This is a genomic window from Pseudofrankia asymbiotica (assembly GCF_001983105.1).
GTDB classification, from domain to species: Bacteria; Actinomycetota; Actinomycetes; order Frankiales; family Frankiaceae; genus Pseudofrankia; species Pseudofrankia asymbiotica.
Genome location: NZ_MOMC01000099.1, coordinates 18,928 through 32,044, shown reverse-complemented (window position 1 = coordinate 32,044; position 13,117 = coordinate 18,928). Strand labels below are relative to the sequence as shown.

Annotated in this window: 8 protein-coding genes and 1 pseudogene; 5 read left to right on the top strand and 4 right to left on the bottom strand. The window is 64.9% G+C overall.

What is annotated here, in order from left to right; all coding sequences use genetic code 11:
• The 5 genes and pseudogenes from BL253_RS35435 to BL253_RS35415 form a co-directional block, all read left to right on the top strand.
• A partial coding sequence (locus BL253_RS35435) for a BTAD domain-containing putative transcriptional regulator (protein WP_076822148.1) occupies positions 1-2,169 on the top strand: 2,169 nt, incomplete at its 5' end.
• Positions 2,170-2,507: 338 nt separating this feature from the next.
• Positions 2,508-3,683 carry an acyl-CoA dehydrogenase family protein gene (locus BL253_RS35430; RefSeq protein ID WP_076822146.1) on the top strand — a complete coding sequence of 392 codons (1,176 nt, stop codon included), beginning with the start codon at positions 2,508-2,510 and terminating at the stop codon, positions 3,681-3,683.
• 34 nt (positions 3,684-3,717) lie between these two features.
• Positions 3,718-4,956, top strand: a complete 1,239-nt coding sequence (locus BL253_RS35425; protein WP_076822144.1) for a cytochrome P450 family protein — start codon at positions 3,718-3,720, stop codon at positions 4,954-4,956.
• 11 nt (positions 4,957-4,967) lie between these two features.
• Positions 4,968-5,174 (top strand): ferredoxin, encoded by a 207-nt coding sequence (locus tag BL253_RS35420; protein ID WP_076822142.1) that lies wholly within the window; start codon positions 4,968-4,970, stop codon positions 5,172-5,174.
• 417 nt (positions 5,175-5,591) lie between these two features.
• Positions 5,592-6,749: pseudogene (locus BL253_RS35415) on the top strand (IS1380 family transposase).
• Positions 6,750-7,359: 610 nt separating this feature from the next.
• Here BL253_RS35415 and BL253_RS35410 read toward each other — a convergent pair.
• From BL253_RS35410 to BL253_RS35395, 4 genes are all read right to left on the bottom strand, one after another.
• Complete coding sequence (locus tag BL253_RS35410; RefSeq protein ID WP_076822141.1) at positions 7,360-8,235, bottom strand: NAD(P)-dependent oxidoreductase; 876 nt, start codon at positions 8,233-8,235, stop codon at positions 7,360-7,362.
• Between the two features lie 516 nt (positions 8,236-8,751).
• Complete coding sequence (locus BL253_RS35405) at positions 8,752-10,179, bottom strand: flavin monoamine oxidase family protein (RefSeq protein ID WP_076822139.1); 1,428 nt, start codon at positions 10,177-10,179, stop codon at positions 8,752-8,754.
• An 897-nt stretch (positions 10,180-11,076) separates the two neighbouring features.
• Complete coding sequence (locus tag BL253_RS35400) at positions 11,077-11,949, bottom strand: NAD(P)-dependent oxidoreductase (protein ID WP_241835427.1); 873 nt, start codon at positions 11,947-11,949, stop codon at positions 11,077-11,079.
• 727 nt (positions 11,950-12,676) lie between these two features.
• Positions 12,677-13,027: a winged helix-turn-helix transcriptional regulator gene (locus BL253_RS35395; protein WP_076822137.1), complete on the bottom strand. Its 351-nt coding sequence runs from the start codon at positions 13,025-13,027 to the stop codon at positions 12,677-12,679.
• Positions 13,028-13,117: the final 90 nt, after the last annotated feature.

Sequence of the window (13,117 nt, the reverse complement as noted above, 5' to 3'; positions counted from 1 at the left end):
GGACGAGAGGCACTCACCATCGGTGACCCCACCACGGCGGCCCTCATTCTCCGTCAGGCCCTCGAGCTGTGGCGAGGCCCGGCCCTGGCCGACCTCGTGGAGGCCGGAATCACCTGGCCTGAGCTATCCGCTCTCGAGAACGGACGCAGAGACGCGATGGAGGATCTCTTCGACGCGGAACTGGCGAGAGGCCGCCACCAGGTCGTACTCGGCGAGCTGGAACACATGGTGGAGAACACGGGTCTGCGGGAGCGAGCTCACGCCCAGCTGATGATCGCGCTGTACCGCAGTGGCCGCCAGGCGGACGCACTCAATGTTTACAGTCGAGTACGATCGGTTCTGGTCGAAGAGCTCGGTCTTGAACCTGGGCGCGAGTTGCAGACCTTGCAGCAGGCGATCCTGAGCCAGGATCCCGCGCTGAACCTCCCAGGCGACACCACCTGGCAGACCATCCGGTACGGCTCGGCGGCGCTCACCGTCGACGGCCCCAGGCCCGCGGCCCCAGCGCGGGCGGCCCCGCCTGTCTCGACTCACCCACCCCGATTCCTCCCCGGCCAGCCGCCGCCCGTCAGGACCAGTGCCGATCACCTGACTGTCGCCAAGGTGCGGCCCGACGCGACCGCGGCGGGAGACCACGTCGACGCGCACGACGCCGGCCGGCCGACGAACGGCCAGTTCCTCACCGAGTCTCCGACGATCACGTCGATGCGGCAACGGCATGTCAGCGTCCTGCTCGTGCGTGCCCAGCTGGACGCTGGGAGTCTGGACGATGACCCCTACGCGGTGGACGAGATCCTGGAGGACGTCTCGCGGTGGGTCCAGAAAAGTATCGAGAAGTTCGGCGGATTCGTCACCGCGGCGATTGGCTCTGTCTCGATGGCGGTGTTCGACACCGAACCAAACAAGCAGGAGCATCCCCAGCGAGCCGTACTGGCCGCACTGGCGATTCGCGAAGGGTTCAGATCCGCCGCGCATTCACCGCCGGCCCCGAGCCACGAGGGCCGACTCTTGTCGCAAGCCGCGGTCGCGACCGGCACGGCCCTGGTATGTCACCGGCCAGATGACCCAGATCAGCCTCTGTCTATCAGCGGCAGTCTCCTCAATCTCTGCGACTCTCTTCTCGGCCGGGCCCAGACCGGCGAGATCCGGGTCTGCGAGACCACACGGGCACGGACGATGGAGGCGATCGACTATCGTGCCGCGGGCGGGTGGGATGACGCCGCACACGGCAGCGACTGGACGGTGACGAGGGCTCGCCGACGCGAGGCCGATCAGCACCTTGCCACCGCCGCGCGCCGGGAGGTGGAGATCGCCCTGCTGACCGGTCTGCTGGAGCGGTCCCGCTACCAGAGCACACCACGGATGGTGACGATTCTTGGTGAACCCGGGTCCGGCAAGACCCACCTGCTCGCCGAGTTCGCGCAGTTGTCAGCGGCGCGGTCCCGGGTCGTCCGCTTCGCCGTGGACCAGGCCCGGCACTCTGAACGCAGCACCGCGGCCGAGCTGCGGCGAACGCTTGTGCTTTCCCTGTGCGACGCGGAGGCGCCGGGCGGCCACGCGGTCATGTGGGACCGGCTAGCACGGACAGTCACCCGGCTGACCGATGACGTGGATGAGGCACGCCAGCTTCTGCGGGGTCTGCATCCGCTCGTCGAGCCAGATCACCGGCTTGAGGACGTGATCGAATCGGCGACCAGGTCGATCGCCTGCCGCCAATTTATGAGACTCGTCGCCCACGAGCAGCCCGTCGTCCTCCTTGTCGACGATCTCCACCTCGCTGATCACGTTCTTTCCGCTTTCGTCTCCGGCCTCACCCGTCTCAGCGACGTACCACTGCTTCTGGTCGCCACAACCGAGGTGGAACTCGCGCTCCAGGATCCCGTGTGGGAGGGCGCTGAGAGCCATGTCGCGACGCTGGCTCTTGAACCACTCCCAGAATTCGCCACCGACCTGCTTCTGGACGTCCCGCCGCGCTTCGTCACGATCCCGCAGGACCCGGACGCGGACGGGGCGGTCAGCCCGTCGCGAGCGCTGGTCCAGGTCGATGTCGCGGGCCCGCGGGACGCGCGGTCTCATCTTCTCCGCGCGCCGCTCCAACACCAGCCGGCACGGCAGGTCCGCCATGATCCTCAGTCTTGGGATGACCGGCTCGCCACGCCGAGTAGGTAGTCTCGCGCCGTCACATCCGACGGTCTACGAGGGTCGAAGCCCTCGTCGGCCCTCGACCCCCAACTGTCCGGCCGCAGCCGGCAGGCGACGCGGCGGGGCCAGATCACCAAAATGCTGGCGACCAGTGAGATTAGGACCAGGTGGTCGTTCAGGCACCCCCTCGAGACCTCACCCTGGTCAGGTTTACATCCTCCGGTCGGCTAGGAAGAGCGCGTAACGCGCCACCTGTGAGCGAACCATTACCGAAGCATGGGTGGGAAATTCCAGCCGTCCACATAAAGTGAGCCCGGCAACCGACGGATAAAAGTGGATCCCATGAATTCCCAGCCGGAGGCAGCATGACTTGGCTCGGTACTGATGCCCTGAACGTACTGGACGCGGTGCGGGATGCGGTGCCATCCCTGCGTAACAACGGTGCGGCCACCGAGAACCAGCGCCGAATCCTGGACGAGAACATCGAGCTCCTACAGGAGGCCAGGGTCTTCCGTATTGCGGTTCCCGAACGGTTCGGCGGCCTCGACCTCCCCGTGGCGCAGCAAGCCGAGATCTTGACCGCGATATCCCGTGGATGTGCGTCGACGGGCTGGGCCTCGATGGTGTGGGTCTCTACCGCCTGGATCGCCAGCCTGTACCCGAACCGCGCTCAGGAGGAGGTGTTCGAAGGGGGCTCCGTTCGAATCTCCGGCGGGTTCACCCCATCTGGCACGCTCGTCCCGGTCGACGGCGGCTACATCCTCAACGGCAGCTGGCGATTCAACACGGGCGTGCGCGGAGCGCAGTGGAACGTCCACGCGGCCACAGTCGATCATCCGGATGGCAGGCACGAGGAACTCTTCGCTCTGGTGCCGACCGGGGACATCACCATCGCCGACGACTGGGACGTGTTCGGCGCCTCGGGCACCGACAGCGCCACGTCCACGGCAAAGGACGTGTTCGTCCCCGATCATCGGGTGGTGGACACCTCGGTCTACGACGCGTCCACGGGCAACCGCTGGAATGCGGACACGAAGGGTCGCAACTACAACCTTCTCAGCTACGTCCTGGCTACCTGCGCCCCCGTCTACCTGGGCATTGCCCAGAATGCCCTGGAACTGTTCATCGAGCGGCTGCCAGGCAAGGGCATTACCTACACGTCCTGGACCGAGCAGCGCGAACACCCGCACACACAGATCCAGGTAGCGCGGGCCGCGAACCAGATCGCCGCCTGCGAGGCACTCTCCCGGGACTGGTTGGAAGTTATCCAGGGCCGCGCGGACCGCGGGGAAAAGATGACTGTCGCCGAGAAGGCGGTGGTCCGCGGACAGGTCGGCTACCTGGTGCAGTCGACCAAAGAGGCCGTGGAGACGCTCTACAACATTAGCTCTGCGTCCACTATTCTGCGCACCAACCACTTCCAGCGCGCGTTCCGCGACATCGCGGCACTCTCCCTGCACGGCCTGTTGACGCCGACAAGCTCCCTCGAGGCACACGGCCGCGTCCTGCTCGGACTCGAGCCCGGCACCGACTATCTCTGACGATCCGTTCCGGCGCTTTCCAGGAGGTTAAATCATGCAGACAACGGAGCAGGCGCCGACGCTGTTCGACTCGGCCTATTATCAGGACCCGTACTCGGTGTACGACTGGCTGCGGATCCATGACCCGGTTCACCGTTTCCGATTTGGCGTCGGCGATGTGCCGATGGTGTTCCTCTCCCGGTACGACGACGTCAGGGCGCTCCTGAGCGATCAGCGTTTCAGCAATGACGGGGCCGCCTGGGGAAGCGAGGAATTCAAGCGGTCTGGCATGATCTTCGGAGCGGGTACCCTGATCGGCAGGATCCTCACCGTACTCGATCCCCCGGACCATACTCGGGTGCGCAAGTTGGCCATGGGAGCGTTCACTCCGCGCCGCGTGGCCACCTGGAAGGAGCCGGTGGAGCGGATTATCAACGAGACGCTCGAACGTCTCGAGAAGTCCGACGAGCCCGACGTCATGGACTTCGCGAGCAGGATTCCCGCCGATGTCACGGGCGAGATCCTGGGCTTCCCGCTCAAGCGCTTCGCTGACATGCTCGACGCCATCGAACGCGCCTTCCACGCAGACCCCGCCAACCCGGACAACGAGTCGGTCGTGGCGGCCGCCTTCGAGGAGATCGTGAGCTACGGCCGTGAATTGATCACCGAGAAACGGCGCAATCCGGGCGATGACCTTACCTCCGTCTTCGTCCAGGCCAGGGACGGCGAGGACCGACTCTCCGAGGACGAGCTCGTCTCCCTGGTCGCCGTTATGATCATGGCGGGAATAGACACAACCCGGAACCTGATCGGCTCCGCGGTCCTTGCTCTGCTGGACCATCCGGACCAGTTCAGACTGCTGCGGGAGCACCCCGAACTCTCCTCGACAGCGGTCGAGGAGTTTCTTCGGTACGACGGTGCATTCTGCGTGGGTCTGTTCCGGCTCGCTAAGGAGGACCTGGAGATTCGGGGCGTTCCGGTTCCAGCCGGCACACCCGTAGTGGCTGGACTTCAGTCAGCCAACAATGACCCCGAGGAATACATCGACCCCCGACGGCTGGACATCACTCGTACCGGGCAGCGACATCTTGCGCTTGGGTACGGGCTGCACAACTGCATGGGAGCAGCCCTGGCACGCCTCGAGACCGGCATCGCCGTCCCCGCGCTGCTACGTCGATTCCCGACAATGCGCCTGTCGGTGCCCAGAGCGGAAATCCGATTTGAGGAGAACTGGCTGCTTCGCAGCCTTCCGTCTCTGCCGGTCGAGCTGCGGCCGGCCGATGTGACCAGGTGAGGGGAAGGAGAATGCGCAAGATTCTGTCGATCGACACGACGGTGTGCAAAGGCGCGGGAACATGCGGGGCGATGCACCCACAACTGTTCAGCGTAGGGGACGACGGATACGCCGTGGCACGAAGGACCGACCTGGTGGACCCCGCGGACATCGCGGCCGCCGCCAGTGTCGTTGACGTCTGTCCCACCGAAGCCATTCAGCTGACCTCCGTGGACTGAGGCAGCCGGGAAGACTGCTCGTGACCGGGCTCCGAGGCATGCGGCACCTCGGACCACGCCCGCGGGACCACGTACTTCTGACGGGGTTCCGCGGGCTGGTCGCGGCGGCCTCATCACCACGATCACGCGAGTGTTGGATCCGGCCGCCAGAGGCGCCCGGATGACCGGCCCCTACCAGTAGGTCATCGACCACGCGGCCCGCGATCCAACCACCTCACGGGCTGGCCGCTGATGGCGTTGGTGGTGCAGGTCTGGCCCTGGGGGTCCAGGTCCGCGGGAGGGCCACCGGCCGAAGCGTGCGGCGGCGGCGGTTCGTGACGKCCGGCTAACCCAGGGCTTTCGTGTGGGTGATCGTCTGTTGGGGTGTTGGAAATAGGAAAGTGCTCCTGAGCTGGGAGGATTGGGCTTGCTGAGGGCCTGACCCATCCCGTACCAAGGAGCACCTTCGCGGTGAAGCCTACCGGTGTCTACCCGTCTGTCCGTGTCGACGGCGCCGGCCGCGGTGTCGTGTCGTGTGYTGGTGGGGTGTTGCTGACCGAGACGGTCCGGGTGACCGGGTTGGGCCGGGTGCTGTCCGAACAGTTGGCGCCGTGGTGCTCGCCGCTGGCGACCCATGATCCGGCGAAGGTGCTGATCGATCTGGCGCTGATGTTGACGTTGGGTGGGGACTGCCTGGCGGATGTCGGCCTGCTGCGGGCCGAGCCGGAGCTGTTCGGTCTGGTGGCCTCGGACCCGACCGTGTCACGGGCACCGGCGAACCGGCGGCCGTGCTGCTGCGGCCGGGGAGCTCCGGGTCGAACACGGCGGCCGACCACATCGCGGTCGTGACGAAGGCGCTGGGCCAGCTGCCCCGGCGGCTGCGCCGAGGCAGGTCGGGCTGGTGCGCGCGGACGCGGCCGGTGGCACCCACGCGTTCCTGGCCTGGCTGCACGGCCGACGGCTGGGTTACTCGGTCGGGTTCACCCTGCCCGACAACGCCGCCGACCTGGTCGCCCGCATCCCGAAGACGGCGTGGACGCCGGCCTACGACGCCGACCGAAAGCCCCGCCCTGGTGCGTTCGTCGCCGAGCTGACCGGCCTGATGGACCTGACCGGCTGGCCGCCTGGCCTGCGGGTCATCGCCCGCAAGGAACGGCCCACCCCGGCGCCCAGCTGCGGACCACCGACGTCGACGGCAACCGGATCACCGCGTTCGCGACGAACACGGCCCGCGGCCAGCTCGCCGACCTCGAGCTACGCCACCGCCGACGAGCCCGCTGCGAGGACCGCATCCACGGCGCCAAGGACACCGGCCTGGCGAACCTGCCGCTACACGACTTCGCCCAGAACAGGGTCTGGTGCGCCCTCGTCGCGCTCGCCCTCGACCTGACCGCCTGGACCCAGCTACTCGCCCTGCCCGACCAGCCGGCACGCCGCTGGGAACCGAAACGGCTACGCCACCGCCTCTTCTGGCTCGCCGGCCGGCTCGCCCACCACGCCCGCACCACCGTGCTGCACCTGGCCACCCGCCACCCCTGGACCACACTCGCCGTCGCGGCGATCACGACCCTGCGCGCCCTGCCCGCTCCCGGATAGCCCCGGGCCACCCACCTCCCACCCGCCGACCAGGAGAAACACCGTTCCGGACGTGGACCGGACGTCCACCCCGCACGACAGCCGGGGCACCCCACCACGGCCACACCCGGACCGACCACCAAAACTCAACATCAACAAGGGAGAGAGGACAGCCCGCKATCACACCCGACCGAGACACGAAAGATCCGGGCTAACCGACCAGGCCGGAGCCTACCGGCTGATCGCGATCGACGCGGCGTTCAGGCTGGGCGCGTATACCGGTTTTGCCTCCGCCGACAGGTGACATCACTGCGATGATCACCCTTTTTCTGTTTCCTGCCTCGTCTGCGTTGCCATCGTGGCCGCGGGTACGATGGCAACGTCGGTCTGCCCACGCCACACGTTCCTCGCTGTTCTCCCGAAGAAGCGAGACCGATCCGACGAACCAGTCGCTCGCAGGCGGCCATGCGAAACGGTCCACCACGACGACAAGCTGGACATTCCGGAGAAAAGACGAGAGCCTTCTGGGCACTGATGGCGACTCGTCGCCATGCCAGAAGTGACGCCAGAAGGCTCTCCTCCAAGAGCATGCAGGGCACGTCTCATCGATCACCGACGTGCCCTGTAGCGGCTAGCTCCCGGGCTTCTTCATCAGCTCGACGATCCTCGAGAAGCTGTCGCTCGCGTGACCGGCGTCCACGCCTCGGCGGAAGAACTCCACCACGGCGGCCTGGAACGATGTATCAACGCCCGCGTCACCGATGGTGTGCAACACGTGCTCGACGCTGGCCAGGCCCATGGCCAGGCGGTCGACGTCGCCCTCGTGGTTGTCCCTGTCGATGCGCTCGGCATAGAAGCCAAGGAAGTTGGGCATGTTTAGCATCGTCTCGTTGGCATGTGCCAGGATGTCGGCCGCTTTGAGACCATTGGCATTGGCCACAGCTATGGCCTGCCAGTAGCTGAGCATGGACGGCCAGAACATCGCCATCCCGATCTGGTACATGAGCGCCGCCAACCMCGGCTCCTCACCGCGAAAATCCGTGCTGGATATTACTTCCAGAGTTGACTTGTGCTGCTCGAACTCCGCGCTCGGCCCGCTGTAGAAGGTCTTGGACTCGGCCTGACCGATGCCAGCGGGGGGGACAGTGACCCCACCGGTGATGTGCACCCCGCCTCGCTCCGTGATCCAGCGCGAGCCGGCGCGGGTCTTCTCTGGGTTGTCGGAGCTCAGGTTGACGAACACATGGCCGGAGAGCGTCCCCGTGACCGGCTCCAGCACGGCGTACATCGCGTCGTAGTCGGTCAGACTCAGAATCACTAGTTCATTGGCTTTGACGGCCTCCTCGACGCTCTTCGCCAAGACCGCTCCGCGGGCCACCAAGACATCCGCTCGGGACGTCGTCCGGTTCCAGAGAGTGACTTGATGACCCTTGTCCAGAAACGCGTTGGCCATAGCCTGTCCCATGGGGCCAAGCCCGATGACAGTGACAGGCTGATTGCTGATCATGAACGAAGGACCTCCGTGATATGCRCATTTTCGGACAGACTTCTCGAACAACGCGAGCCGCCATCCAGGGCACAACGGTACCCCGCCTTGGCGACGCAACATAAATCGTTGACCATCCACCGGGAGTCATCAAGTACTTACATTTTTGCAACCACTTACTTTTTGGTGTGGGTCGCGGGTGACGCAACCGGCGAGGTGATTCATCGCCGGCGCCACGATCCAGACAGACATCGACCGGCAAGACTCCTGATAGCATTGCGGTGACTGCGCGGGCAACAGGACCCGCCACGACGGCGGCCGTCTTCCCCGCCCGCCGTTCCGCGGCGGACGGCGCGCCCTATCGCCCCGGCCGGTCGAATCAGAATGAGGTACATGATTTCCCGGTGCTGGACGACACCGCGATGCGCGAGGGGTTGCAGGGCGAGTGCTGTCGCGCGACCTGCCAGGCCACCAGGTCATGTTGGAGCGGCTCTGGACGAACGGCGCCACGATGAGCATCGGGACGCCCGCCAGGCCTCAGCCTGTCAGTGCCACCACCTGCCGCGCGGCGCGAAGGCCCGTCTCTATCGCTCCTTCTATGAAAGCACCATGCCAGCCTGTGGCGATGTCCGAGCCGGCGAACACGATGCGACCATGTGGTCGCTCGATCGCGGGGAAGAACCGGAGCAGTTGACCGGGCCTGCGCAGGCCCCAGCCGCCGAGGATGTACTTCTCCTTCGCCCATTCCGTGGCTCGGTACCCGACAAGCGAGGCGCCAGGGAGGAACTGTCTGACCGCCTTCTCCACCTGCCTGGGCCTGCTGACGTCCAGTGAAGGGCTGGAAAATGCGACCATTAGCCGCCCGTCCGAGAGCTGTTGTTGCGGCATCATCAACAGGATCGGTGAGCCCTCGGCACCCTGTCCGTACACCGCGTCGATGGTCCCGCGGACATGAAGCCATATCTTGGTCGCGTGCGGAACTCCTATCCCCTCGTTTGCCGCAGCCCTGTGCGCGGCAGGAAGGCCGGGGGTGAAGGAAATTGTGCGCCACGCATTGGTGGGGCTCGCCACGACGACCACCGKAGCGGTGTATCTGGCGCCTCCGAGCACCTCGACCTCCACACGGCCCGCCGATTCGGTGATCCTCCTGACCGGCGAGTTGAGGCGAACCGTGGCGCCGGATTCGTTGAACATGGCCTGCAGCAGCGAGATCATGCCGCCCTCGGGCTTGATGCTGCCCGTCGCCAAGAAACCATCCMAGGTACCTCCGGCGAGTTGGTACCACTGGGCCTTTCCCGTCAGTGCGCCGATGGAACTCGAACCGCCGGCGTATGCGGACGTGACGCCGTTAATCCATTTCAAATCCCTTGCGGAGACGGTCATTTGCTTGATCCGGTCGGCCAGCGAGAGACGGTCCACGACCTCCAGAAGATCTCTGCGATACAACGGCTCGTAGGGCCGCTCGAAGTACGACTCCGATCCCTTGAAAAACTCGGCGAACAGTTTGCCCTGGTAGGCGAAGGCATCATCTGCTGACCAGCTTTGGAATCCGCTTTCACTCGGCATCACGGCACGCTCGGCAGCCACGTCCGCATGGGTTTTGATGCCATATCGTGCGAGTTCCTTGTTCACGAGCGGTTGCAGAGGACCGACCCAGCCACCACCCAGGTCAACCGTCTCTCCGGCGAATCTGCTGGTATGAATGCGGCCGCCGACCCGATTACCTGCCTCCAGCACAAGCGTTTTCATTCCCCGGGCCCCGAGCTCCCGCGCCACCGTACTTCCGGCGTAACCAGCACCGACGATGATCGCATCCAGCGAAGCTGGTTCCAGCGCATGGGCGGCACGAGGAGTCGCAGCACCGACTGAAACTGCCAGAGCGGTCGCACCGACTCCTTTGAGCAATGATCGACGCCCGACGTGGCGATCAGAAAGAAGCACAGGCTCTTCGCCTTGCGAATTCATGGATACTCCTTCGCGAATTCATCTTGCAACTGACTTCCCGAGCAGCCAAACGCCTTCGACCGTCTTTTTTTCCGACCAGCTGGGTAAGGCCACAAGGCTGTCTGCGTCCCGCAGGGACGGATTCAGCCGCTTGCGGGGTGAGTTCAGAAGTCACMGTTGCCCAGGGATGGAAAGTCTTCGTGGATTACTCGCGAGAAATCTGCGCTGGCGGATATGTATCTTCCACCTGCTAGCGGTACAGCTACCAAGCCGATTCCACTMCCCACGGCCGGCCGGCCAGTCCAAAAACTGCTCAGCTCTGCGATGGCGACTGTACTGGCCACTGGAGGTAAACCGGTCAACAACGGCTCACAGGCCGGTCATTCACCACTCACTCCGACGGGTCGATTCCCACAGCTCAATGACGGAGAGTAGATTTTCGAGCATCATCTGGGTATCTGGTCGCGGCGCGCTGTCAGCGGCCACCAGGGACTTCACACAGGCGGTCACACAGATATCTCCCCTGATGAGCGCAGGCGATCTTCCTACCTGCGGCCGGGGACCGTCTCACCTCGGCAATCGTGTCCGCCGACGGATCGGTAGGCGCGATGACCATCGAAAGATCATGGAGACGCCGGAGCGCCACAAGCCCGCAGGGGACCCACCGGCGAGCGACACGGTAGGCGCCAGGCTCAAATGAGACGGGCGGTCGCCGCCCGCCAGCCTGGAACCGGCTGGCTGAGGTGCGCCGCGAGTAGCCGGGGCGATCACGGCCGGCGGATGAACTCGCTCGGGCAGGCCGCGTGGTGCAGACGGTCAAGGTGGCCGCCCGGCGGCCTGGGTGCGGTCGCGATCCCGTAAGGCGGGTCCACTCCGGGGCGGAGTGGACCCGCCTCTGCGTCCTGGCTCCCGGCGGTCTCAGGCCGAGGCCCGCCGGAACTGCTTGATCATGGCGGCGTAGCTGTCTTCTCCATGTCCCTCGGCGATGGCACGGTCAGCCATGCTCTTGAAAAGGACGGGCAACTCCGCGTTGATACCGGCGGCGGTGCTCTCGTGTCGCAGGTGCACCATGGTCGCCAGATGGGTGTTGATTGTGGCATCCAGAGCGGGATATACACCCTCGTCGATCTGGTCGGCGTAGGACGCCACAAATGCCGTACAGGCGCCTATCCACTGGTTGGCGTACGGGGCGAAGACCGCTGCCTTGACTCCCGCGGTCTCGAGGAGCGCCGCGCCATGCAGGAAGCTGTTGAGGAAGCCCCACATGATACCGAGCAGGGCGACATCGTACAGCGAGGCCAGCCCATGGTCCTCGCCGAAATGCGTGGTACCGACCGGCGCGAACGTCTTCAACGTGTTCTCGATCTTGGTAAATGCGGCAGCCGAGCCACCGTAGAGAAATACGGCGTGCTCCGTCCCAACCACCCGCGGGATCGCCATGATCGCGCCGTCCAGGTACTCGAACCCGTTCTTGTTCGCCCACCTCGCGGCGTCCCTGGCGGCTGTGGAGTCACCGGAAGTCAGGTTGAGCAGCACCTTGCCCTTGAGACTCTCGGCCACCGGGTCCAAGATCGCTCGTACCACGTCGTAGCCGGAGACACAGATAATCACCAGGTCGCTGGCGTCGATCGCGTCGGCCACCGAGGACGCGAGCCGCCCGCCCCTGCGGATGACCTCGGTTGCCTTGTCGGGCGAGCGATTCCATACCGTCAAAGGGTGCCCGGCCTCGACGAGTGCGGTGGCCAACGCCTGGCCCATGACCCCCAGGCCGATGAGCGTGACTGGGACCACATCATCTCCACTCGCCATCACAGAAGGTAACCCCCGGGTCGGAACACAGCAGTAGACATCTCGTCAATCTTTTCGGAGGCAGACACGAGTTGCCGGACGAGTATCAACAGGTCGGCGCGCTTCTCCGGCCGTGGCGACACAGATGAGATGTTCAGCGAGCGGTGGACGGCAATCAAGTACTTACTTTCTGGTCACTACCCACTTTTTGGTGAGTGACGTTATTGGCACATCCGCGCCGCGCGTCGGAGYGCAGTGCCGGGCCCACGCGATCGGCCGTCGGCCATCGACAACCATCTACACGGTTGCACCGCCGCCGAGACACAGGGAATCCGCTGGCGGTGAGCGGACGCCATCACGGCAGGCGACGGTCCACATCAGCGGCCACGACAAATAAAAACTTACAAACAAAAAATATGTTCGCGAAGACGACCGGAAGCGGATACGGATTCCGATAGCAGTACCCAGTCAACAACACAGATGCTGACGTCGAGCTGCTATGCCCGGCCTTCCAGAATCATCGGTCGCCGAAGCCCGAGCCGTCCATAAGATGTCTGTTCTTTGAACCCGGCAGCGTCGAACAATTCGCCAGGCGCCGGCTGGTCATCAAGACTCCCGGCCGGCAGGAGCGCGAAAAACGGCTCGCAGGGAAGCGAGTTCTGCATTCGGTCATCGTCGCCTTGTGGTCAGACCGCACTGGTCTGACCACAAGGCGACGACGCGAGACCGTTCAGCTCCGCCCGGAGGCGGCGGGGACGGCAGCGCCGATGTTCTCGAGGTTATTCTCACCCCAAAGCGCGAGCGGCCAGATCGCATCCATCAGCGACGAACCGAGATCTGTGAGCGAATACTCGACCTTGGGAGGCACCTGGTCGTATGCCTGGCGACRCACGATACCCCTCGCCTCCAGCTCTCTGAGCTGCTGGACGAGCATCTTCTCGCTCACCCCTGGCAACGCCTTGCGCAGCTGCCCGAAGCGACGTGGGTCAACACGCAGTTCCCAGAGGATCAAGGCCTTCCACTTCCCCCCGACCACGTCCATGGCGGCATCCAGACCACACAGGTACGGCTGACGGGCCATCCATGCCTCCCGCTACCAGAACCCCCAGAACGACTGTGACTACGCACGTCACCAATTCAATCACGAGGAGCAAGGCAGGCAGGCCGTAAA

Excerpts from the sequence above, each read along its gene's own strand:
- BL253_RS35430 (WP_076822146.1), top strand. The coding sequence starts at position 2,508 with ATGACTTGGCTCGGTACTGATGCCCTGAACGTACTGGACGCGGTGCGG.
- BL253_RS35425 (WP_076822144.1), top strand. The coding sequence starts at position 3,718 with ATGCAGACAACGGAGCAGGCGCCGACGCTGTTCGACTCGGCCTATTAT.
- BL253_RS35420 (WP_076822142.1), top strand. The coding sequence starts at position 4,968 with ATGCGCAAGATTCTGTCGATCGACACGACGGTGTGCAAAGGCGCGGGA.